At 67.4% G+C, this 22,640-nt stretch carries 18 protein-coding genes and 1 riboswitch; of the genes, 13 read left to right on the forward strand and 5 right to left on the reverse strand.

Annotated elements, in window-relative coordinates; translation table 11 throughout:
* The first annotated feature begins 5 nt into the window (after window positions 1-5).
* The 7 genes from AC1MB9_RS12235 (at window position 6) to AC1MB9_RS12265 (ending at window position 7,066) form a co-directional block, all read left to right on the forward strand.
* Window positions 6-458: a succinate dehydrogenase hydrophobic membrane anchor subunit gene (locus tag AC1MB9_RS12235; protein ID WP_479962221.1), complete on the forward strand. Its 453-nt coding sequence runs from the start codon at window positions 6-8 to the stop codon at window positions 456-458.
* Window positions 459-475: 17 nt separating this feature from the next.
* Window positions 476-2,293, forward strand: coding sequence for a succinate dehydrogenase flavoprotein subunit (sdhA, locus tag AC1MB9_RS12240; RefSeq protein ID WP_479962222.1), 1,818 nt, complete (start codon window positions 476-478; stop codon window positions 2,291-2,293).
* Window positions 2,293-3,051 carry a succinate dehydrogenase iron-sulfur subunit gene (locus AC1MB9_RS12245; protein ID WP_479962223.1) on the forward strand — a complete coding sequence of 253 codons (759 nt, stop codon included), beginning with the start codon at window positions 2,293-2,295 and terminating at the stop codon, window positions 3,049-3,051. Before sdhA ends, AC1MB9_RS12245 begins: the two co-directional genes overlap by 1 nt.
* A gap of 304 nt (window positions 3,052-3,355) precedes the next feature.
* On the forward strand, window positions 3,356-4,417 hold the full coding sequence (locus AC1MB9_RS12250; protein ID WP_479962224.1) for a YihY/virulence factor BrkB family protein: 1,062 nt from the start codon (window positions 3,356-3,358) through the stop codon (window positions 4,415-4,417).
* Between the two features lie 9 nt (window positions 4,418-4,426).
* On the forward strand, window positions 4,427-5,266 hold the full coding sequence (locus AC1MB9_RS12255) for an exodeoxyribonuclease III (RefSeq protein ID WP_479962225.1): 840 nt from the start codon (window positions 4,427-4,429) through the stop codon (window positions 5,264-5,266).
* Window positions 5,267-5,301: 35 nt separating this feature from the next.
* On the forward strand, window positions 5,302-6,306 hold the full coding sequence (gene trpS, locus AC1MB9_RS12260) for a tryptophan--tRNA ligase (protein WP_479962226.1): 1,005 nt from the start codon (window positions 5,302-5,304) through the stop codon (window positions 6,304-6,306).
* Between the two features lie 13 nt (window positions 6,307-6,319).
* Window positions 6,320-7,066 carry an HAD family hydrolase gene (locus AC1MB9_RS12265; RefSeq protein WP_479962227.1) on the forward strand — a complete coding sequence of 249 codons (747 nt, stop codon included), beginning with the start codon at window positions 6,320-6,322 and terminating at the stop codon, window positions 7,064-7,066.
* Between the two features lie 117 nt (window positions 7,067-7,183).
* Here the strand turns inward: AC1MB9_RS12265 and AC1MB9_RS12270 are convergent, their stop codons facing one another.
* The 4 genes from AC1MB9_RS12270 to AC1MB9_RS12285 all read right to left on the reverse strand — a co-directional run bounded on the left by AC1MB9_RS12270 (window position 7,184) and on the right by AC1MB9_RS12285 (window position 12,674).
* On the reverse strand, window positions 7,184-8,074 hold the full coding sequence (locus tag AC1MB9_RS12270) for a hypothetical protein (RefSeq protein ID WP_479962228.1): 891 nt from the start codon (window positions 8,072-8,074) through the stop codon (window positions 7,184-7,186).
* Between the two features lie 365 nt (window positions 8,075-8,439).
* Window positions 8,440-9,954 carry a glycerol kinase GlpK gene (gene glpK / locus AC1MB9_RS12275; protein WP_479962229.1) on the reverse strand — a complete coding sequence of 505 codons (1,515 nt, stop codon included), beginning with the start codon at window positions 9,952-9,954 and terminating at the stop codon, window positions 8,440-8,442.
* A 44-nt stretch (window positions 9,955-9,998) separates the two neighbouring features.
* The gene (locus AC1MB9_RS12280) at window positions 9,999-10,757 is read right to left on the reverse strand and encodes an MIP/aquaporin family protein (RefSeq protein ID WP_479962230.1); all 759 of its coding nucleotides are present in this window, start codon (window positions 10,755-10,757) and stop codon (window positions 9,999-10,001) included.
* Window positions 10,758-10,937: 180 nt separating this feature from the next.
* Entirely contained in the window at window positions 10,938-12,674 is a 1,737-nt protein-coding gene (locus AC1MB9_RS12285; RefSeq protein WP_479962231.1) for a glycerol-3-phosphate dehydrogenase/oxidase, read from the reverse strand.
* 98 nt (window positions 12,675-12,772) lie between these two features.
* On the opposite strand from AC1MB9_RS12285, the gene AC1MB9_RS12290 reads away from it, so the two are divergent.
* From AC1MB9_RS12290 to AC1MB9_RS12315, 6 genes are all read left to right on the forward strand, one after another.
* A complete protein-coding gene (locus tag AC1MB9_RS12290) occupies window positions 12,773-13,762 on the forward strand; it encodes a sugar-binding transcriptional regulator (RefSeq protein ID WP_479962232.1) in 990 nt (329 codons plus the stop codon).
* A gap of 82 nt (window positions 13,763-13,844) precedes the next feature.
* Window positions 13,845-13,976: riboswitch (FMN riboswitch) on the forward strand.
* 92 nt (window positions 13,977-14,068) lie between these two features.
* The gene (gene ribD / locus AC1MB9_RS12295; RefSeq protein ID WP_479962233.1) at window positions 14,069-15,088 is read left to right on the forward strand and encodes a bifunctional diaminohydroxyphosphoribosylaminopyrimidine deaminase/5-amino-6-(5-phosphoribosylamino)uracil reductase RibD; all 1,020 of its coding nucleotides are present in this window, start codon (window positions 14,069-14,071) and stop codon (window positions 15,086-15,088) included.
* Window positions 15,089-15,096: 8 nt separating this feature from the next.
* Window positions 15,097-15,729, forward strand: coding sequence for a riboflavin synthase (locus AC1MB9_RS12300; protein WP_479962234.1), 633 nt, complete (start codon window positions 15,097-15,099; stop codon window positions 15,727-15,729).
* Window positions 15,726-16,988, forward strand: a complete 1,263-nt coding sequence (gene ribA / locus AC1MB9_RS12305; protein WP_479962235.1) for a GTP cyclohydrolase II — start codon at window positions 15,726-15,728, stop codon at window positions 16,986-16,988. Before AC1MB9_RS12300 ends, ribA begins: the two co-directional genes overlap by 4 nt.
* Window positions 16,985-17,455 (forward strand): 6,7-dimethyl-8-ribityllumazine synthase, encoded by a 471-nt coding sequence (ribH, locus tag AC1MB9_RS12310; protein ID WP_479962236.1) that lies wholly within the window; start codon window positions 16,985-16,987, stop codon window positions 17,453-17,455. Before ribA ends, ribH begins: the two co-directional genes overlap by 4 nt.
* An 89-nt stretch (window positions 17,456-17,544) precedes the next feature.
* Window positions 17,545-19,515, forward strand: coding sequence for an ABC transporter ATP-binding protein (locus AC1MB9_RS12315; protein WP_479964640.1), 1,971 nt, complete (start codon window positions 17,545-17,547; stop codon window positions 19,513-19,515).
* Here the strand turns inward: AC1MB9_RS12315 and AC1MB9_RS12320 are convergent.
* Window positions 19,512-22,601 (reverse strand): alpha-mannosidase, encoded by a 3,090-nt coding sequence (locus tag AC1MB9_RS12320; RefSeq protein ID WP_479962237.1) that lies wholly within the window; start codon window positions 22,599-22,601, stop codon window positions 19,512-19,514. The two genes, AC1MB9_RS12315 and AC1MB9_RS12320, sit on opposite strands and share 4 nt — an antisense overlap.
* Between the last annotated feature and the right edge of the window lie 39 nt (window positions 22,602-22,640).

Genomic DNA, 22,640 nt, shown 5'->3' on the forward strand with positions numbered 1-22,640 from the left:
AGAATATGACTACAACTATCGACGCCCCCCGCAGCCCCTACGCGCGCAACACCACCAAGCGCGGCACGAACTGGGAGAAATGGGGCTGGATTTACATGCGCGTCTCCGGCGTGCTCCTGATCGTGCTGATTTTCGGCCACCTGTTTGTCAACCTGATGCTCGGCGAGGGTGTCAACGCCCTCAACTTCGCCTTCGTCGCGGGCAAGCTCTCCAGCCCGTTCTGGCAGATCTGGGACGTCGCCATGCTGTGGCTCGCCCTGATCCACGGTGGCAACGGCATGCGCACGCTCGTGAATGACTACGCGACGAACCGCATCAGCCGCGGGATCCTCAAGTACGCGATCCTCGCCGCCGTCGTCATTCTGATCGTGCTCGGCACGCTCGTGGTCTTCACGTTCGATCCCTGCCCGGCCGGCCAGCCCGCCGACCTTCTGCCTACTTTCTGCTCGTCCCTCTAGGAGCTGTCCCCTCACTAATGACATCGCCCGCCTCTTCCACCGCGCCCACAGCGTCCACCGTCGTTGACGGAGTTCACTACCATCAGTTCGACATCGTGATCGTGGGAGCGGGTGGAGCCGGCATGCGTGCCGCCATCGAAGCCGGCCCCAACGCCAGCACGGCCGTCATCTCCAAGCTCTACCCCACGCGTTCCCATACGGGCGCGGCGCAGGGCGGCATGGCCGCCGCCCTCGCCAACGTGGAGGAAGACAACTGGGAGTGGCACACCTTCGACACGATCAAGGGTGGCGACTACCTGGTTGACCAGGACGCCGCCGAGATCCTGGCCAAGGAAGCCATCGACGCGGTCATCGACCTCGAGAACATGGGTCTGCCCTTCAACCGCACGCCGGAGGGCAAGATCGACCAGCGTCGCTTCGGTGGCCACACCCGTGACCACGGCAAGAGCCCCGTGCGTCGTGCCTGCTACGCCGCAGACCGCACCGGCCACATGATCCTGCAGACGCTGTACCAGAACTGCGTCAAGCACGGCATCAACTTCTTCAACGAGTACTACGTGCTCGACCTCGTGATGACCGAGGTCGACGGGGTCGACCAGCCGTCGGCGGTCGTCGCCATGGACCTCTCGAGCGGTGAACTCCATGTCTTCCAGGGCAAGGCGTTCATCTTCGCCACCGGCGGATTCGGCAAGATCTACAAGACCACGTCCAACGCGCACACCCTCACCGGCGACGGGGTGGGCATTGTGTGGCGCAAGGGCCTCCCCCTCGAGGACATGGAGTTCTTCCAGTTCCACCCGACCGGCCTCGCCGGACTCGGCATCCTCCTCACCGAGGGTGCACGCGGTGAGGGGGCGATCCTGCGCAACGCCTCCGGTGAACGGTTCATGGAGCGCTACGCCCCGACCATCAAGGACCTCGCCCCGCGTGACATCGTCTCGCGCTGCATGCTGAAGGAGGTCGCGGAGGGCCGCGGCGCCGGTCCCGACAAGGACTACCTCTACCTGGACTGCACGCACCTCGGCAAGGAGCTGCTCGAAACCAAGCTTCCCGACATCACCGAGTTCGCGCGCACCTACCTCGGCGTTGACCCGGTCACCGAGCCGGTACCCGTCATGCCGACCGCGCACTATGCGATGGGCGGCATCCCCACCAACGTCAAGGCCGAGGTCTGGCGCAACAACGAGGCCGTTGTTCCGGGCCTCTACGCCGCCGGCGAATGCGCCTGCGTCTCGGTGCACGGCTCGAACCGTCTGGGCACCAACTCGCTCCTCGACATCAACGTGTTCGGCAAGCGCGCCGGCATCAACGCGGTCGAGTACGTGAAGACGGCGAACTTCGTTCCGCTGCCCGACGACCCGGCCAAGGGCGTTCGCGACCTCGTCGAGGGCATCCGCTCGTCCACCGGCACCGAGCGCATCTCCGTGCTGCGCAAGACGCTGCAGGAGGAGATGGACAAGAACGCCCAGGTGTTCCGCACCGACGAGTCTCTCGCCGGCGTGACCCAGACCATCCACCTGCTGCGTGAGCGTTACAAGAACATCGGCGTGCAGGACAAGGGCCGCCGGTTCAACACCGACCTGCTCGAGGCCGTGGAACTGGGCTTCCTGCTCGACCTGGCCGAGGTTGTCGTGTACTCCGCGCGCAACCGTCAGGAAAGCCGCGGCGGGCACCAGCGCGAGGACTACCCGAACCGCGACGATGAGACGTACCTCAAGCACACCATGGCGTACCTCACCGGCGACCCGATGTCCGCCGACGCCGCTGACCACATCGCGCTCGACTGGAAACCGGTCGTCATCACCCGCTACCAGCCGATGGAGAGGAAGTACTAGTGAGCACTTCAACGATTGGCCAGCCGGCCGTCCCGGAGGCGATCCAGTCCTTCACGGTGACGTTCAACATCCGCCGTTTCAATCCCGAGGCCGACGAAGAGCCGCACTGGCAGGACTTCGACGTGGAGATGTACCCCACGGACCGTGTGCTGGACGCCCTGCACAAGATCAAGTGGGAGCAGGACGGCAGCCTGAGCTTCCGCCGCTCCTGCGCCCACGGGATCTGCGGCTCCGACGCCATGCGCATCAACGGCCGCAACCGCCTCGCGTGCAAGACCCTGATCAAGGACCTCGACATCACCAAGCCGGTGTACGTGGAAGCGATCAAGGGCCTCCCGCTCGAGAAGGACCTCATCGTTGACATGGAGCCGTTCTTCGACTCCTTCAAGGAAGTTCAGCCCTTCCTCGTGGCGCAGAGCGCGCCGAAGGACGGCAAGGAGCGCATTCAGACCGTCGCCCAGCGTGAGCGCTTCGACGACACGACGAAATGTATCCTCTGCGCGGCATGTACCTCCAGCTGCCCGGTGTTCTGGACGGACGGCCAGTACTTCGGTCCGGCCGCCATTGTGAACGCCCACCGCTTCATCTTCGACTCGCGCGACGACAACGCCGCCGTGCGACTGGACATCCTGAACGACCAGGAAGGCGTCTGGCGCTGCCGCACGACCTTCAACTGCACCGAAGCGTGCCCGCGCGGCATCCAGGTGACCCAGGCCATCTCCGAGGTCAAGCAGGCCATCATGCGGGGCAAGGTCTAGCAGCTCTGCCGCCGCCGGCGCCTGCGCCGGGATGGCCGTTCCGCACACTTGTGCGGGGCGGTCATTTCGTGTCCCGGGCCCGAGCCGGCGACGAGGAGCCGATGGCGCTGTTCGGGTCGGCACCACCGACTCCCGCGAATCGCCCGGGCCGGCTCTGACCCGTCGATAGTGCATGTTGACAGACACGAAGGAGTGCCGCAAGACCTTTGTGGAGACCCGCCCCGGAGTGGGGGGCGCGGAATCCGTGGTCGTTGGTCGTCACGTGAGTCACGGGATTGGGCCGCGGTATGTATATGCTGGGCGCGTGAAACCCATAATCGCCAAGATCACCTCCCTGCGACCCGTGCGCGTTTTCACGGAGTTCGCCGATCGCGGCGGATCTGTCCTGGCCGGGGGGATGTCGTTCCAGGCCATCTTCGCGGTATTCGCCGCGGTTTGGGTGGGCTTTTCGATCGCCGGACTGTTCATCACGAACAACCCCGTCGTCACCGAGCAGCTCTACGCCACGATCAACAATTCCGTGCCGGGCCTGATCGGCACCAAGGGCGTGATCGACCCGGACAAGCTCAACACGTCGGGAACCCTGCAATGGACGGGTGCCATCGCCCTTGTCGGCTTGCTGTTCACCGCCCTCGGCTGGCTTTCCACGACCTCGTTCGCGGTGCGGCGCATGTTTGGCATGCCGAAGCAGGACGCGTTTTTTCTGCTGCTGAAGGTTCGTGAGCTCGGCCTCGGGTTGCTCTTCGGCCTCGCCCTCGTCGTGTCTGCGCTGGTGTCCCTGGCCAGCTCGACCGCCCTCGAAACCCTGTTCGGCCTGTTCGGAATCAGCCAGCAGTCGATCTGGTATCAGGTCACCGCACGCGGAATAGGAATCGTACTGGTGCTCGTGATCGACACCGCGACGCTCGCGGCCCTGTATCGGGTGCTGTCCCGCGTGCGCATTCCCTCGCGGCGGCTCCTGATCGGGTCGGTCATCGGCGCGGTGGCGCTCGGCGCGCTCAAGATCCTCGGTGGCGCGCTGCTGGGAGGCGCGACCCGGAACCCCCTGCTGGCCACCTTCGCCGTGATCATCGGGTTGCTCATCTGGTTCAACATCGTGAGCACCGTGATTCTGCTCGCCGCCTCGTGGATCTCCGTGGGGATGAGTGACGCGGGCATCCCCCCTGAATCGCTCAGCGCCGACGCGAAAGCCGCCGCCACGTCGCAGCGAGAGGCGCAAGAGTTGCGGGAGCAGGCGGAGGCGGAACTCGCGGCCGCGCGGGAGGCCTACGCGGGACTCCCATGGTGGGGCCGATCCCGCGCCACCCGCCGGGTGCGCGCGGCGGTGAAGGCGGTTAAGAACCTGCCGCCGGAACCCCCTCGATAGAATTGACTCATGCCTTCAGCCAAACCCCTTCGCATTGCCAGCATCAACACCAACGGGGTTCGCGCCGCGTACCGCAAGGGGATGGGCGACTGGCTCGCCGCCCGTGACGTGGACATCCTCGCGATCCAGGAGGTGCGAGCGTCAATCGACGATCTCGAGGGCCTGCTCGGCCCCGACTGGAGCATTCTGCACGACGGTGCCACGGCCAAGGGTCGTGCCGGTGTGGCTCTCGCGAGCCGGAAAGCCGCGACCATTCACCGCGTGGAACTCGGTGCCACAGACTTCGACAGCGCGGGCCGCTGGCTGGAAGCCGACTACGAGGTGAACGGCCGCCTGATCACGGTCGTGAGCACCTACGTGCACTCGGGCGAAACGGACACGCCCAAGCAGGTGGAGAAGTACAAGTTTCTCGACGCGATGCTCGCGCGGATGCCCGAGCTCACGGCCCACAGCGAACTCGCCGTGGTTCTCGGCGACCTGAATGTGGGCCACCGCACCCTCGACATCAAGAACTGGCGCGGCAACAAGAAGCACGCCGGTTTTCTGCCGGAGGAGCGCGCCTACTTCGACCGTATTCTGGGCGCCGAAGGCGACGCGGACTACAACACCGGCGCCGGCCTCGGCTGGGTGGATGTCGGACGCAAGTGGGCCGGGGACGTTGAGGGGCCGTACACCTGGTGGTCGCAGCGCGGGAAGGCGTTTGACAACGACACCGGATGGCGTCTGGACTACCACCTCGCCAGCCCCGCACTGGCGGCATCCGTCACGAACTACGCGGTCGACCGCGCCGCGGCCTACGACGAGCGCTGGTCCGACCACTCCCCCGTGGTCGTTGACTACGCCATCTGATTTCCCCCTTTTCTGGCTTTTTGGAGATATGACCCATGACGAAAACACGCCTGTACTCGGGCATGCAGCCCTCGGCCGAATCGCTGCAGATCGGCAATTACATCGGAGCCCTCCTCAATTGGAAGGAGCTGCAGCAGACGCATGACGCATTCTTCTCCATCGTCGACCTGCACGCCATCACGGTGCCGCAGGACCCGATCGCCCTGCGCGAGAACACCCGGCGCACCGCGGCGCAGTACATCGCGGCCGGCATCGACCCGTCGGCCTCGACCCTGTACGTGCAGTCGCATGTCGCCGCGCACGCCCAGCTCGCCTGGGTTCTCAACACGATCACCGGTTACGGCGAGGCGAGCCGGATGACGCAGTTCAAGGACAAGTCTGCTCGGCACGGTGCCGACGCCACGACGGTGGGCCTGTTCGCGTACCCCACGCTGATGGCCGCCGACATTCTGCTGTACCAGACGTCGATCGTGCCCGTCGGCGAGGACCAGCGCCAGCACGTGGAACTGACGCGTGACCTGGCCGCTCGTTTCAACTCCCGGTTCGGCGAGACGTTCACGGTGCCGGAGGTGGCCATCCAGAAGGAGACCGCCAAGATCTACGACCTGCAGAATCCCCTCTCGAAGATGTCGAAATCGGCGGAGTCCCATGCCGGAGTGATCTGGGTGCTGGAGGACTCCGCTGTGACGCGCAAGAAGATCATGCGCGCGGTCACCGACACCGACGGCGGCGTGGTCTTCGACCGGGAGAACAAGCCGGGTGTCGCCAACCTGCTCACGATCTACTCCGTGCTCGCCGAGCGCTCGGTGCAGTCCCTGGAGGACGAGTACGCCGGACGCGGCTACGGCGACCTCAAGAAGGGGCTCGCCGAGGTCGTCACGACCACGTTCGACCCGATTCGGACGCGCGTTCAGGAGCTTCTCGACGATCCGGCCGAACTCGACCGGCTGCTCGCCGTCAACGCCGCGCATGCCGCAGACGTGGCCAACGCCACGCTCGACACGGTCTTCGAGCGCGTCGGCTTTCTCCGCCCGCGCTAGAGCAATGATTCCGGTGTCCGCGCCCGAGCTCGTGCTCTTCGACCTGGACGACACCCTCTTCGCTCATCGCGAGGCGGTGGAAGACGGCATTCTGCGCCACCTCGCGGTCGCTCGTGGCGTTTTTCTCGCCGCGGATCCGGCGGCGGTGCAGGAGCTCTGGCGTGGTCTCGAAGAGGAGCACTATCACTCCTATCTGGCCGGGATTCTCGACTTTCACGGGCAGCGACGGGAACGATCCCGCGACTTCGCGGCGGCCTACGGCCTGCGGCTCACCGATGCCGAGGCGACGCTCTGGTTCGAACGCTACTTCGTGCACTACCGCGACAGCTGGCGGCTGCACGCCGACGCCCTGCCGTGTCTCGACGAGCTCGCCGCGCGACTCCCCGGCGTGCGAGTGGGACTGATCACCAACGGGGACCTCGCGTTCCAGAGCGAGAAGGTGCACCGCGTCGGCCTCACCGACCGGGTCGAGCACGTGATCGCGTCCGGGGAGCTCGGCTACGCGAAGCCGGACGCGCGCATCTTCCGGCACGCGTGTTCCGTGTTCGGGGTGACTCCCCACGCCGCGGTCTACGTCGGAGACCGGATCCGCACGGACGCGATCGGCGCCGCGGAAGCCGGGCTGGGGGCGGTCTGGATCGACCGGCGCGGGGCATCCGTGACCGCAGCCGACGCCGCTGACGCGGACCGCCTCGGTGTCATTCGCCTGCACGGCCTCGCCGCCCTCGCCGCGACTCTCGGCGCCTCTCGGGCCCCGTGACGCCCCGGCCGCGTCCCTAGTTCAGGAGATCCACCCCCGCATGCCTGCCCGGCCCCGGACCAGTGCGGCGGACGCGCTGGCCCACCCCGGATCTCCTGAAGTAGCGACGCGCGCGCCTCACACGATGACGGTGCGGAAGTGGCTGCGAGCCGCCAGCAGGCCCAGGATCGCGGCTATCACCCGCTCCGGCCGATACATGATGTCCTTGTAAAGGGCACGATAGGTGAGGTACCCGAGGATGGCGAGATCGCAGTCCCGGGTGCGGTCGGCGGAATGCAGATCCCAGCCGTCATGAAACTGCCGACTGTCTGCCTCGACGACGAGGCAACCCTCAATGAGCAGGTCGACGCGTCCGACGGGTGCGATGCTTACCTGGATCTCGCACTGCAGGCCGGCATTGAGAACGATCCAGCGCAGGACGGTTTCCTGACCGGATTCACTGCGCCTGTCGATGCGTCGGCGAACGAACTGCAAATCTTCGGGCAAAGCCGCGAAGATGCCGGCCACCGCCCCGAGGGGAAGAATTCGCTGGTGCAACGCATTTTCGAGAGTGGCGAGGGCAAACCGAGGTGCCTGACAATGAAAGACCTGAATCAGCGCATCCGACAGCCCAATGCGAAACTCAGTGCCCTCGTCGGGCCGCCGCAGCCGGTCCCAATGCAGCTCCACCCCGTCGCGGTTCTCACTGGCGAAACGTTGAAAGCGGTCGTGGGGTGCCCGCAGCCTGGACGCCGCAGGGTCGACGTGGATATGCGCGAACCGATTCTCGAAGGCGAAGACGCCGGCATCCGCTGCCGCCGAAATGCACCCGAGCCGGCCCCCTACTCGCACGGCCTCGAGCACGTGCGGGCTGGTGGCCGGCAGCGCGTAGTACCCGCGCCGTACCCGAACGAGTGCGCCCTCCCCGACCACCTCTCGGAGCACCCTGCCCGTGGCACCGGCCGCCTTCAGCTCTGCCGTTTGGATAATCATTCGATTGGCGCCGGCGAAGTATTCAGACCAGGTCATGGGCTCAGAGTGCGCGCGAACCGCGCACCCAGCGCCCCGACGAGACACCCCTGTGGATGCATCCGTGCCCGCGTCTTCTGGGGAGGGATGCCATGGGCACCGGCATCCGTGGTCCCCAGTTCAGGAGATCCAGGCGCCGCCGTCGCATCCGCCGCACTGGTCCGGGCCCGCGGCGCCCGATCGCGACGGATCTCCTGAACTAGGGACACAGCCACGGGGAGAGGCCGGCGGGGGCGGACGGACGGCGGGAGACGGCGGAGGGAGAAGGCGGACGGAGAAGGCGGCGGGAGACGCGAGAAGCCCGGGGCCGCAGAGCGGCCACCGGGCTTCGGGTGAGGCGGATGAAGCGGGTGAGGCAGGCGAGGTTAGCGCACGTCGTCGTCAACCCAGTCGAGGGTCTTTGTGACGGCCTTCTTCCAGTTGCGCAACAGTCGCTCGGACTCTTCCTTGTCCATCGACGGCTCCCAGCGGGCGTCTTCCTGCCAGTTGGAGCGCAGGTCGTCGAGGTCGCTCCAGAAGCCCACGGCCAGGCCGGCCGCGTACGCGGCACCCAGCGCGGTGGTCTCCGCGACAACGGGGCGCACGACGGGCACGCCGATCATGTCGGCCTGGAACTGCATCAGCAGGTCGTTGGCCGTGGCGCCGCCATCGACCTTGAGCTCGGTCAGCGGTACGCCGGAGTCGGCGTTCACAGCGTCGAGAACCTCACGGGTCTGGTACGCGATGGCCTCGAGCGCGGCTCGGGCGATGTGGCCCTTGTTCACGAACCGGGTGAGACCCACGAGAGCACCGCGGGCATCCGAACGCCAGTACGGCGCGAAGAGTCCGGAGAACGCCGGCACGAAGTAGGCGCCGCCGTTGTCGTCGACCGTCTTGGCGAGGTCCTCAATCTCGGAGGCGTTCTTGATCATGCCGAGGTTGTCGCGCATCCACTGCACGAGCGAACCCGTCACGGCGATCGAACCCTCGAGGGCATAGTGCACGGGCTCATCGCCCAGCTTGTATCCGACCGTGGTGAGCAGCCCGTTCTTCGAGTGCACGATCTCGGTGCCGGTGTTGAAGATCAGGAAGTTGCCGGTGCCGTACGTGTTCTTCGCCTCGCCCTGGTCGAACGCGGCCTGACCGAACGTTGCCGCCTGCTGGTCGCCGAGGATGCCGGCGATCGGCACCTCCCGCAGCAGGCTGGACGTGTGCGCGGTGCCGTAGACCTCGCTCGACGACTTGATCTCGGGCAACATGGACTTGGGCACGTTGAACGCGGCCAGGATGTCGTCGTCCCACTGCAGGGTCTCGAGGTCCATGAACATCGTGCGACTGGCGTTGGTCACGTCCGTGGCGTGGACGCCGCCGTCCGTGCCGCCGGTGAGGTTCCACAGCACCCAGGAGTCCGTGGTGCCGAACAGCAGGTCGCCGGCGTCCGCCTTCTCGCGTGCGCCCTCGACGTTCTCCAGGATCCAAATGATCTTGGTTCCCGAGAAGTAGGTCGCCAGGGGCAGGCCGACCTTCTGCTTGAACCGCTCGACGCCGCCGTCCGCCGCCAGGCGGTCAACGATGGGCTGCGTGCGGGTGTCCTGCCAGACGATCGCGTTGTAGACGGGGACTCCGGTGTTCTTGTCCCACACCACGGCGGTTTCGCGCTGGTTTGTGATGCCGACGGCCTCGATGTCGTGGCGGGTGATGTTTGCCTTCGACAGCGCCTGGCCGATGGCCTCACGGGTGTTGTCCCAGATTTCCTTGGGGTCGTGCTCCACCCATCCGGCCTTCGGGAAGATCTGCTCGTGCTCGAGCTGACCGCTGGAAATGATCGAACCGGACTTGTCGAAGATGATCGCTCGTGAGCTTGTGGTGCCCTGGTCGATCGCGAGTACGTACTTGGCCATTCTTAACTCCTTTGTTGAGAGAAATCGAGCTGAATCGGGGTGAGCTAGGCGAGGATCGGAAGCAGCGCGGTCGACGCGAATCCGGCCAACAGGCCACCGAGCACGGGTCCGAGCACGGGCACCCAGGAGTACGCCCAGTCGGACGAGCCCTTGCCCTTGATGGGCAGGAAGAAGTGCGCGATGCGCGGTCCGAGGTCACGGGCCGGGTTGATGGCGTAGCCGGTCGGCCCACCGAGCGAGGTACCGATCACGATAACGAGCAGGGCGACCGGCAGAGCACCGAGGGCCGCGAGACCGCCGGCCTCACCGTTACGTCCGAACGCGATCACGACGAACACGAGCACGAAGGTGCCGATGATTTCGGTGACGAGGTTCCAGCCGTAGGACCGAATTGCCGGGCCGGTGGAGAAGACGCCGAGCTTGTTGGCGGCTTCGGGCTCCTGATCGAAGTGCTGCTTGTAGGCCAGCCACACGACCACGGCACCGAGAATGGCACCGGTCATTTCACCGGCGATGTAAACGAGTACCGAAATGACGTTGACTGGAACACCGGCACCGAATTCGGTGGCGCCGGATGAGACGAGCCCGAGCGTGACCGCCGGGTTGAGGTGGGCGCCCGAGTTGTACGCTGCGACGACACCGGCGTAGACCGCGAGGCCCCAGCCGATGGTCACCATCAGGAAGCCGCCGCCGAAACCTTTGTTCTTTGCCAGGGCAACGTTGGCGACCACTCCACAACCGAGCAAGACGAGGATGGCAGTTCCCACTACCTCCGAAAGAAAAACAACTCCGAGATTGTCCACATTGACCTTTCTGATGGGAGAAAAACTCAGCGAAAGCGTGCTTCAGCACGATTTCTCTGTACGTGCTAAGACCGTATCCGGGTACGGACCTCCGTGGGCATGAATCTGGCTGCACATTCGTGCAAGTTGCGCCACAATGGCAGCGGATGCCGCGGGGCCGCGAGGGCCCACGGCATCGGGTTACGCGTGGCTGAGTGCCGGCCGCGCCGCGAACGTCACGCCGTGAACGTCGCTCAGAATCTGCTCGGCGAGCAGCACCTCCTGGTCGCGGCGTTGCGCCGTCCAGCCGAGAACGGGAGCCACGATGTCGGCGAGCTCGTCCACAAGCGGCCCGGTGGCCGAACCGACGAAGGCCATGCTCGTGCGCCGCAGCAGCACGTCGATCAGGCGCACGACGGATTCGGTCTGCGCGAGGTACTCGATCTCGCGGTGCGAGTAGGCCGCGTTGTGGGCGAGCGGGGCATCCGCTTCGAGGGACAGAAAGTCGATCACGTCTGCCGCATGCGTGCCATAGCGGGCCAGCAGCTGCTCGGCACGCACCGAGCCGAGCTCGTCACCGTGCGTGGTGACCCATACCGTGTGGGCGGCCTCGGTGGCGGGCCAGGAACGACCTCCGCCGATGGCGAGACCCTCGGTGGAGACGGTGCGCTGCATGCCGATCAGCTCAAGAACCTGCGAGCTGAGGTTCTCCGCGAGGGCACGGAACGTGGTCCATTTGCCGCCGACGAGGCTCAACAGGGTGCCGGCGCGGCCGTCCTCCGAACGACGTTCCAGCGGGCGCGATTCGATGCGGTAGTCGCGGGACACGAAACCAGGCTGCTCGTCGTCGTGACGCGGCAACGGGCGTACCCCGGAGAACCGGAAAACGATGTTGGAGCGATCGACCGGGACAGTTGGGAAAACGTGCGCGACGAGTTCGAAGAAGTAATCGACCTCGGCCTCCGTGCAACGAATCGGCTTCGTCATGTCGTGTTCGAGGTCGGTTGTTCCGACCAGAACTCGGCCCTTGAGCGGGTAGATCAAGACGATACGGCCGTCTTCGTGCTCGAAGAAGATCTCGCGGCCGCCCGTGGCGGCGAGCAGCTCCGGGCTGTCCAGAACGATGTGCGAGCCCTTGGTCCCGCCCATGAACGCGCTCGGCTGGCCGAGGGCGTCGTTGGTGAGGTCGGTCCAGGGGCCGCTGGTGTTGACGACGACGTCGGCCGCGAAACTGAATTCTTCGCCCGTGACGGCGTTGCGCAGGCGCACGCCGTCTTCGTCCATGCCCACGGCCTCGACGTAGTTGGCGGCGCGGGCGTTGCGTCCGGCCTCGAGACCGTCACGGAGCACGTCGAGGGCGAGGCGCTCCGGATCGTGCATGGCCGCGTCGTAGTACGTGGCCGTGTACTTGAGTCCCGGGTTGAGCTGGGGCAGCGCGGCGAGGGCCTTCTTACGACCGGCGAACACGTGACGGGGCACGGTACCGCCGTCGCGGGAGAAGGAGTCGTAGAGCACCATGCCGAGCTTGATCAGCAGCGCGCCACGCTCAACGTGCTTGTTGCCCTGCTTATGTGTGAGAAAGCGCATCGGCGCGGACAACACCCCGGAGAACGTCGAAAAGATGGGAATGGTCGTCTGGAGCGGCTTCACGTAGTGCGGCGCGATCTTGATCAGACCGTTGCGCTCCTCGACGGATTCCTTGACGAGCCGAAACTCGCCGTTTTCGAGGTACCGTACCCCGCCGTGGATCATGTGCGAGCTGGCCGCCGACGCACCGGACACGAAGTCGCCGCGGTCAACGATGGCCACGTCCACCCCCTGCAGGGCGAGGTCGCGGAAGGTCGCGATTCCGTTGATTCCGGCTCCGATGACAAGCACCTGGGCACGGGGACGTTCTACGAGGGCTGCCTGAGCCTGCACTGCATTGGACTGCGCCATTCGGTCACCTCTGTCGTGTGGGGCTTGCGTCGCGGCAAGCGATGTGAATGAATCAATCCTGACAGTCCGACACAATTTCTCAACGGGAATGAACAAACGTGCACCAGCCAGACGCTCTCCAGATCGACGATCCGAGCCAGTCCGAGCGCACGCGCGACGCGCTCCGTGCGGCCCACCTGTATTACATGCAGGACCTCACGATGGATGCGATCGCTCGCGAACTCCACACCTCACGTTCCTCGGTTTCCCGGCTGCTCAGCCACGCCAGGTCCAGCGGCCTCGTCGACATTCGCATCCACTCGCCCATGGATGCCCCCGGCCGGATCGAGCGGGAGATCCTCGACCGTTTCCAGGTCACCGCGCACGTTGTTCCGGTTCCCGACCGGGCGAGCGACGTGGACCGGTTGGAGCGCGTGGCGCTGTCGGTTGCACGAATGCTCGGCCAATACTTCGACTCGAATATGACCATGGGCATCGCGTGGGGATCGACGATGAACGCGATCAGCCGCCATGTGACGATCAAGGCCACTCACAATTCCCAGATCGTGCAGCTCAACGGCGCTGGCAACATGAGCACCACCGGTCTGGGCTACGCGAGTGAGATCCTCGGCCGTTTCGGCACCGCCTTCGGCGCGCACGTGCAGCAGTTCCCCGTTCCGGCGTTCTTCGACGATCCGGCCACCAAGCAGGCCTTCTGGCGCGAGCGAAGTGTGAGCCGCCTGCTGGAGATGCAGAAGCGGATGGACGTGGCCCTGTTCGGTCTGGGTTCCCCGTTCTCCGAGGTGCCCAGCCGCGTATATGCGGGCGGCTACCTCGAGCCGGCCGACTACGCGTCGCTCAGCGAGTCCGGCGCCGTGGGCGATGTGGCGACCGTGTTCTTTCGCGCGGACGGCTCGACCGACGGTATCCCGCTCAACCTGCGCGGCACCGGCCCGGACTTCACGGTGCTGCGGCGCACACCGCGGCGCATCTGTGTTGTCGCCGGCAGCTCCAAGCTGGCCAGCCTGCACGGTGCGTTGCGCGCCGACCTGATCACCGACCTCTTCGTCGACGAAGGCACCGCGCGAGCGCTCATCGCCGCCTCCTGACGCCACCGGGCGGTCCCGAGCGGCCCCCGGCGGGAGGGGAATAACGCGGGCAGCATCGTGTTGGGTCATACTAGAAGTAAGAAACGTGCTCCGGGGTCGGTGAAAATCCGAACCGGCGGTGAAAGTCCGCGACCCGTTAGTTCCTCGGAACGAAACGGTTGAGCTGGTGAAATTCCAGCACCGACGGTTAAAGTCCGGATGAGAGGCGCACGAGTCGAGTGACCATAGTCGGTCCCCCGACGGGTTTTCGCTTGCGCGGTACCCAAAATGTCCCCGGAGTTTGTCGATCGACGAATGAGGGTGACCATGAGCGAAGCGCGCGACGACGTCGAGGCCGCCATGCTGCGCGCGTTCGCGCTGGCCGCCCACGGCCCCGCGACCGGCATCAACCCCCGCGTCGGATGCGTCATCCTCGCCGCGGACGGCCGCACGCTCAGCGAGGGCTGGCACCGCGGCACCGGCACCGCGCACGCCGAAGTCGACGCCCTGTCCCGCCTCGCCCCCGACGAGGCCCGCGGCGCGACCGCCGTCGTCACCCTCGAGCCCTGCAACCACACCGGGCGCACCGGCCCGTGCGCGTCGGCGCTGATCGAGGCCGGAATCGCCCGCGTCGTCTACGCCGTCGACGACCCCGGGCTCCACTCCTCCGGCGGCGCGGACCGACTGCGCCTGGCCGGAATCCACGTCGACGGCGGGCTGTTCGAACACGAGGGTGCAGCCTTCCTCGGCGATTGGCTCGTCGCCGCGCAACTCGGTCGACCCTTCGTGACACTCAAATGGGCATCCAGCCTCGACGGCCGCGCCGCCGCCGCCGACGGCAGCAGCCAATGGATCACCGGTCCCGCCGCCCGCGCCGACGTGCACCGCCGCCGCGGTCTCGCCGACGCCATCCTGGTGGGCACCGGCACCATACTCGCCGACGACCCGTCCCTCACCGCTCGCGCCGACGACGGCAGCCTGCTCCCCGCCCAGCCGCTCCCCGTGATCATCGGCGAGCGGCCCATCCCCACGGATGCCGCCGTGCACTCCCACCCGCACGCCCCGCTCCTCCAGCCCACCGACGACCTGCCGGCCGTTCTCGCGGAGTTGCACGACCGCGGCATCCGCACCGCATTCATTGAGGGCGGTCCCACCCTCGCGAGCGCGTTCGTCGCGGCGGGTCTTGTCGACGAATACCTCGTCTATCTCGCCCCCACACTTCTCGGCGGCTCCCGCCTCTCCCTCGGTGACATCGGCGTCGACACCATCGACGATCAACGCCTCCTCTCCATCCATTCGCTCGACCGGCTGGGCGACGACATCCTCGTCGTCGCCCGCCCCAGATAAGGACCAGCATGTTCACCGGAATCATTGAGGAACTCGGCAGTGTCGAGCGCATCGACCGCAGCGCGGATGCCGCACGGTTCACCATCCGAGCCCCGCTCGCCGTCGCCGACGCCCGCCACGGCGACTCGATCTCGGTCAGCGGGGTCTGCCTCACCGTCGTGGACCGCACCGACGAGACGTTCACCGCGGATGTCATGGCCGAGACGCTGCGCATGTCGACGCTCTCGAACGCCGTGGCCGGCACCCCGGTGAACCTCGAGCGTGCCGCTCTCGTCGGCGACCGGCTCGGCGGACACATTGTGCAGGGCCACATCGACGGCACGAGCACCGTGCTCGCCGTCGTTCCCGGCGAGGCCTGGCGTGTGCTGCGGTTCAGCCTCTCCCGCGAACTCGCACCGCTCGTCACGGGCAAGGGTTCAATCGCCATCGACGGCGTGTCCCTCACCGTGAGCAGCATCAGCCCGGCCGACGAGGTCGACCAGTGGTTCGAGGTCTCCCTCATCCCCGAAACCCTCACCGCCACCACGCTTGGCGCCCGCACCGTGGGCGAACACGTCAACATCGAAACGGACATTCTGGCCCGCCATGTGGAGCGCATGCTCGCCCTGGCCTCCGCAGAATCCACAAGGAGTGCAGCATGAGCCTCGCCGATATCCCCACCGCCCTCGCCGAGCTCCGGCTCGGCAAGCCCATCATCGTCGCCGATGACGAGGGCCGCGAGAACGAGGGCGACGTGATCATCTCCGCCCAGCTCGCCACCCAGCAGTGGCTCGCGTGGACCGTGCGCTATTCCTCCGGGTTCATCTGCGCGCCGATGACGAACGACCTCGCCGACACCCTCGACCTGCCCGTGATGGTGCTCAACAGCGAAGACCCGCGGGGAACGAACTACACGGTCAGCGTCGACGCCTCCGCCGGCGTCACCACCGGGATCAGCGCGGCGGACCGCGCCCACACCCTGCGCACGCTCGCCGACCCGGCATCCACACCACGAAGCCTGCACCGCCCGGGCCACATTCTGCCGTTGCGCGCGGTCGACGGCGGCGTGCGCGAACGCGCCGGCCACACCGAGGCCACGGTCGACCTGATGAAACTCGCCGGCCTGGTTCCGGTCGGCGCGATCAGCGAGATCGTCGCCGAAGACGGCGAGATGATGCGTCTGCCCGGGCTGCTCGAGCTCGGCGAGCGCGAGGGCGTCGCCGTCATCACGATCAAGGACCTCATCGAGTACCTCGATGAGCACCACAGCACGGCTCCGCTGCCGGCCGTGCTGCCGCTCGTCGAGGCCCCGCGCGTGGACTTCGAGGTGGAGACCACCATCCCCACCCGGCATGGTTCCTTCCGGGTGCGCGCCTACCGCGACCGGATGACCGGTGCCGACCACGTGGCGATCATCTCCGGCACCCCCACGGACGGCGCGCTCGTGCGCGTGCACTCCGAATGCCTCACCGGCGAGGTGTTCGGCTCGCTCAAGTGCGAATGCGGGCCGCAGCTCGACGCGGCGCTCGACACCATTCAGTTGGAGGGCGGCGTCGTCGTGTACCTGCGCGGTCAGGAGGGGCGCGGCATCGGCCTCATCAACAAGCTCCGCGCGTACCACCTGCAGGAGGACGGCCTCGACACCCTCGACGCGAACCTCGCTCTCGGACTCCCCGCGGACTCGCGTGACTACGGGGCGGCGACCGGCATTCTCCGCGACCTCGGCCTCACCGAGGTGCGCCTGCTCACCAACAACCCCGAGAAGGTGCGCCAGCTCGAAGACAACAACGTGACCGTCACCGAGCGGGTACCGCTCGTCGTCGGCATCGGCGCACACAACGTGGAATACCTGCTGGCCAAACGCGATCGTATGGGCCACCACATCAACGAGCAGGACCTCCTGAAAGGCACAACCGTATGAGCATCGAAGGTTCCCCCACCATCACCGTCGACGGGACGGGCCTGCGGGTCGTCGTGGTGGCCGGCCGCTGGCACGACGTCATCACCGACGGCCTGATCGCGGGCGCTGTTCGCGTGCTGGAGGCATCCGGTGCGGAATTCTCGGTCATCCGCGTTCCCGGCAGCTTCGAACTGCCCGTGGCCTGCAAGGCGGCGCTGGAGAACGGCGCGGATGCGGCGGTCGCGCTCGGCGTGATCATTCGCGGCGGCACCCCGCACTTCGAGTTCGTCTCGAACGCGGCAACGGATGGCCTCACTCGCGTCGCCATCGACACCGGCAAACCCGTGGGCTTCGGCGTTCTCACCCTCGACGATGAACAGCAGGGACTCGACCGTGCCGGTCTGCCCGGTTCGAAGGAAGACAAGGGCGAGGAAGCCGCCTCCGCCGCGCTCGCCACCGCCGTGCTGCTGCGCGACCTGCGCGACTGAGCCGCCCCCGGAACCCTGCGCCGGCGCGCATCCGCTGCGGTTAAGATCGTGGGGTGAGCATTTCGCATAACAGCAGCACCAGCAGCCCCGTGTCCGACGATCAGGCGCCCGGCGAACGGTCTCCCGGGTCCGGGCGGGGCGGGCGCACCGCACGACCGCCGCGTGCCGCGCGCCAGGCTCGCACCCCCCGCCCCGGACGCCGCGGACCCGGCGGCTCACCCACGGACACCGGTCCGCGGGCGAGCTTCGGCCAGCTGCTGCCGTACCTGCTGGAGCACAAGAAGGTGCTCGGCTTCGTCATCGTGCTGAGCGTGCTCGGCGCCGCCGCGAGCCTCGCCCAGCCGCTGCTGGTGAGCCAGGTGATCACCCGGGTTCAGGCGAACACTCCCCTTGACTCGCTCGTCATCGCCCTGATCGCCCTCGTTGTCGTTTCGGGTCTGATCAGCGGCTACCAGCACTACCTGTTGCAGCGCACCGGCGAGGGCGTCGTGCTCTCCAGCCGTCGCAAGCTCGTGAGCCGGCTGCTGCGGCTGCCGATCAGTGAATTCGACGCCCGCCGCACCGGGGATCTCGTCTCCCGGGTCGGGAGCGACACCACGCTGCTGCGCGCCGTGCTCACCCAGGGGCTCGTCGAAGCGATCGGCGGTTCGCTGACCTTCTTCGGCGCGCTCATCGCCATGCTCGTGATCGACCCGGTGCTGCTGGGGCTGACGGTGCTCGTGATCACCGTGTCCGTGGTCACCGTCGTGCTGCTGTCACGGCGCATCCGCACCGCGAGCCAGGCCGCGCAGGCCAGGGTCGGCGATCTCGCCGCCAGTGTCGAGCGGGCCATCAGCGCAATCCGCACCGTGCGCGCCTCCAACGCCACCGAACGCGAGGTGGCCGTGATTGAAGCGGATGCCCGCGGCGCGTGGCTCATGGGCATCAAGGTCGCCAAGATCTCCGCCCTTGTGGTGCCGATCGCCGGGATTGCCATGCAGGTTTCCTTCCTGGTGGTGCTCGGCGTCGGCGGTTTCCGGGTGGCGAGCGGCGCGATCTCGATCGCGGATCTGGTGGCGTTCATCCTCTTCCTGTTCATGATGATCATGCCGCTCGGCCAGTTCTTCGGCGCGATCACCTCCGTGAACTCGGCCCTCGGCGCGCTCGGCCGGATCGAAGAGATCATCGGACTGCCGTCCGAGAGCCAGTTCGACCGCGATATCGCCCCCCTCGCCATGACCGTGGGAGCCGCGAACGCGAAGGTGCTCCCCGATGCCCCGGCGATCTCCTTCGAAAACGTGCACTTCGGCTATCAGGTGCCCCCCGCGGCGGCCGACGCCGCGGCGGACTCTGCCGTCGACTCCGACGCCGGATCCGCGGAGACGCTCGCATCCGAGCCACGCCCGGTGCTGCACGGCGTCTCGTTCGCGGCGCCGCGCGGTCTGCGCACGGCGCTCGTCGGGCCGTCCGGCGCCGGCAAGAGCACGATCCTGGCGCTCATTGAACGTTTCTACGACGCCGATTCGGGGATCGTGCGGCTGGGCGGCCTGGATATTCGCACGCTCGAGCGCACCTCGCTGCGCTCGCAGATCGGCTACGTCGAGCAGGACGCCCCCGTACTCGCCGGCACCCTGCGCGACAACCTCACGCTCGCGAGCCCCAACGCCACCGACGCGCAGTGCATCGAGGTGCTGCACGCGGTGAACCTCGGCGAGGTGCTCGATCGCGACCCGGCCGGCCTCGGTGCCACCGTCGGGGAGTCCGGGGTGAAGCTCTCCGGCGGAGAGCGCCAGCGACTCGCCATTGCGCGCGCGCTGCTCTCGGCGCCGCCCATCTTGCTGCTGGATGAGAGCACCTCGAGCCTCGACGGCGCCAACGAGCAGAAGATGCGCGCCGCGATCGATGCCGTCGCGCAGGACCGCACCCTGATCGTGATCGCGCACCGGCTGTCCACCGTGGTCGACTCCGACCAGATCGTGGTGCTCGACCACGGGACCGTGATCGGCACGGGCACCCACTCCGAACTGGTGCTCTCCACCCCGTTGTACCGGGACCTCGCGAAGCACCAACTGCTCGTCTAACCCGCCGGGGGCACCGGCGCAGCTGACGCCTGGCCTCGGCGAAACCGCAGGGTCACCAGCTGGAACGGTCGCAGCTCCAGGGTGAGCGAGTCCGCCGATGCGGTGAGCGCCGGTGCCGCGTACGCCGCATCGTGGCCTGCGACATCGGATGCGACGGGGAGGCGACGTTCCAGCAGGTCGGTGGCGTAGACATCCGTTGCCGGGAACCGGTATCGCAGCCGGGCGCGGCTGCGGGATCCGTGTGCCTCGTACAGCCGCACGATCACGTCACCGCTCCCGTCTTCGGCCAGCTTCACGGCCTCGACGACCACGGCGGCGTTGTCGACGAGCAGCAGAGGATCGACCGACGTGCGCTCGACGCCCGTCACCTGCCGGAGCGGGAGGTTCAGCCGATACCCCTCGGCGACGGCGTCGGCGATGCCGGCGCCGACGCGCAGGGACACGGTCATCGTGTGTGCCCCCTGGTCGGCGGACGGGTCGGGGTAGAGCGGTGCCCGCAGCAACGACAGTCGCACGGTCGTGTGGGTGGCGCCGCCGGTGCCCGTTGAGCGTTCGATGTCGTGGCCGTAGGTGGAATCGTTGGCGACGGCCACGCCGTAGCCCGGTTCTCCCACGTGCACCCAGCGGTGAGCGCAGGTCTCGAACCGGGCGCTGTCCCAGGACGTGTTGGCGTGCGTGGGCCGGTAGACGTGGCCGAACTGGATCTCGGACGCGGCCCGGTCGGCGTGCACGTCGAGCGGGAAGCCGAGTTTGAGCAGCTTCTGCCGCTCATGCCAGTCGATTGCAAGCTGCATGTCGATGGCGGGCGATCCGGCCGCGACGCTCACGTGCTGTTCCAGGCGTGACGAGCCGAACGTGCGGGTCACTCGCACCACGACACGCGCCGGGGATTCCAGCACGACCGTGACCTCGTCGGCCGACGTGAGGTCGTCAACGGTGCGGCGATAGTTCTCGTCGATGTCCCAGGCATCCCACTGCGTGGGGGTGTCCCGGTGCAGCTGCAGCAGGTTGCCGCGCCGACCGGCGGGGATCAGTTCGCGGTCGGCCACCAGGTCCCGCACCGAGGAGAAGAGCCCGTCGGCGTCGATCGTCACGGCGACGAGCCCGTTGTGCAGCACGATCCCCGCGGCGGTGCGGGTGATCCGCGCCTCGTCCCCGTGGACGGCCGCGCCGCCGGCCAGGGCCGCGACGCCCTCGAGGGCATACGGTCCGGCATTGAGGTCGACCGCGGCCGAGCCGCGGCCGCACAGCGCGTGCACGGATGCCTCGATCAGCGCGGTGAGCACACGAGCGACCTCAGCGTAGTTGTGTTCGGCCTGCTGGTGCACCCACGCGATCGACGAGCCCGGCAGGATGTCGTGGAACTGCTGCAAGAGCACGCTCTGCCAGGCCTGCTCAAGCGCTGTGTACGGGTATTCGGCGCCGACCCGCACCGCGGCGGTCGTCGCCCACAGCTCCGCCTCACGCAGCAGGTGCTCGCTGCGCCGATTGCCGCGTTTGGTGCGCGCCTGCGAGGTGAACGTTCCCCGGTGGAACTCCAGATAGAGCTCGCCAGACCACACCGGCGGCTCGGCGTATTCCGCCTCCGCCGTTTCGAAGAACGTGCGAGGAGTGGACAGCCGCACGGTCGGCGAGCCCTCCAGGTCGGCCGTGCGCCGGGCCGCCGCAATCATCTCCGCGGTGGGTCCGCCGCCGCCGTCGCCCCAGCCGAACGGCACGAGGGAGGTGTTCGCGCGCCCCTTCTCCGCGTAGTTGCGTTCGGCCCGCGCCAGCTCGGCGCCCGAGAGCTCGGCGTTGTAGTCCGCCACCGGCGGGAAATGCGTGAACAGGCGCGTACCGTCGATGCCCTCCCACAGAAACGTGTGGTGCGGAAACACGTTCGTTTCGCTCCAGGAGATCTTCTGGGTGAGAAACCACCGCGACCCGGCCGCCCGAACGATCTGCGGCAGGGCGGCCGAGTACCCAAACGAATCCGGCAACCACACCTCGAGCGGTTCCACCCCGAACTCGCGCTGGAAGAAGCGCTTGCCCGCCACAAACTGCCGGGCGAGCGCCTCGCCGCCGGGCATGTTCGTGTCCGACTCGACCCACATGCCCCCGACGGGCACGAACGCGCCGCGGGCGACGGCGGCCTTCACCCGGTCGAACAGCTCCGGGTAGGCCTCCTTGAGCCAGGCGTACTGCTGGGCGGATGAGGCGGCGAAGACGAAGTCCGCGTTCTCGTCCATGAGACTGAGCACATTCGAAAACGTGCGGGCCACCTTGCGCACGGTCTCCCGCACCGGCCAGAGCCAGGCGCTGTCGATGTGCGCATGCCCCACCGCGTGTACCCGGTGCGCGCTGGTGCTCGCCGGCCGGGAGAGCACCCCGGTGAGGGCACCGCGGCCGTCGGCCGCGGTGCCGGCCACATTCTGCGGGTCGACCGTGTCCATGCACCGCTCCAGGGCGCGCAGGATCTCGCCCCAGCGTGCCGAGGTGGGCGACAGCTCCCCCAGCAACCCGCGCAAAGCGGCGACGTCTTGCGCGAGTTCCCATACGCCCTGGTCTTTGAGGGCGGCATCCGCTGCGCGCAGCGTGTACAGCGGGGCGGTCGGCGCGGTTGCCCGGTCGCCGAGGAGGGTCGGTGTGAAGCTGAAGTCGGCGGCGATATTGGGGTTCGAGGCGGCCTCCACGTACAGATCGACCGCGGAATCGCGCAGGCCGACCGACTGGTTGCGGGCTTCGACCGCCTTCACGATGACGCCATCCGAGGTATAGACGAGGCCCTCGGCCTGGAACCCGGGAACGGCGGTACTGAAGCCGAGGTCCACGACCAGCTCGGGGTGAAGGCCCGGCCGCCCGGCCCAGTCCGCGGGAACCGTGCCGGTCAGGTGAAACCAGGTCGTGCCCCACGGTGATCCCCACGGCGTGCCGGCCTGGAACGGTCGGAAGGGCTGGTGCGCCGCCTCGGGGAACGGCACCGGCTCGCCCGGCGCCTCCCAGATCTCGACGCGCAGCGGCATCCGGTCGCGGTACACGGCCGGATGCAGCCGCTCGGAGACGAAACGGGTGATCCTGAGCAGAACGAGCGCGCTGTTGTCGTGCATGCCAGCATCCTAGGCCCGCCGCACCCGTGGGCGCGCACA

The organism is Cryobacterium sp. AP27 (assembly GCF_056680495.1).

Excerpts from the sequence above, each read along its gene's own strand:
- AC1MB9_RS12235 (WP_479962221.1), top strand. The coding sequence starts at position 6 with ATGACTACAACTATCGACGCCCCCCGCAGCCCCTACGCGCGCAACACC.
- sdhA (WP_479962222.1), top strand. The coding sequence starts at position 476 with ATGACATCGCCCGCCTCTTCCACCGCGCCCACAGCGTCCACCGTCGTT.
- AC1MB9_RS12255 (WP_479962225.1), top strand. The coding sequence starts at position 4,427 with ATGCCTTCAGCCAAACCCCTTCGCATTGCCAGCATCAACACCAACGGG.
- trpS (WP_479962226.1), top strand. The coding sequence starts at position 5,302 with ATGACGAAAACACGCCTGTACTCGGGCATGCAGCCCTCGGCCGAATCG.
- AC1MB9_RS12270 (WP_479962228.1), bottom strand. The coding sequence starts at position 8,074 with ATGACCTGGTCTGAATACTTCGCCGGCGCCAATCGAATGATTATCCAA.
- glpK (WP_479962229.1), bottom strand. The coding sequence starts at position 9,954 with ATGGCCAAGTACGTACTCGCGATCGACCAGGGCACCACAAGCTCACGA.
- AC1MB9_RS12285 (WP_479962231.1), bottom strand. The coding sequence starts at position 12,674 with ATGGCGCAGTCCAATGCAGTGCAGGCTCAGGCAGCCCTCGTAGAACGT.
- ribD (WP_479962233.1), top strand. The coding sequence starts at position 14,069 with ATGAGCGAAGCGCGCGACGACGTCGAGGCCGCCATGCTGCGCGCGTTC.
- AC1MB9_RS12300 (WP_479962234.1), top strand. The coding sequence starts at position 15,097 with ATGTTCACCGGAATCATTGAGGAACTCGGCAGTGTCGAGCGCATCGAC.
- ribA (WP_479962235.1), top strand. The coding sequence starts at position 15,726 with ATGAGCCTCGCCGATATCCCCACCGCCCTCGCCGAGCTCCGGCTCGGC.
- ribH (WP_479962236.1), top strand. The coding sequence starts at position 16,985 with ATGAGCATCGAAGGTTCCCCCACCATCACCGTCGACGGGACGGGCCTG.
- AC1MB9_RS12320 (WP_479962237.1), bottom strand. The coding sequence starts at position 22,601 with ATGCACGACAACAGCGCGCTCGTTCTGCTCAGGATCACCCGTTTCGTC.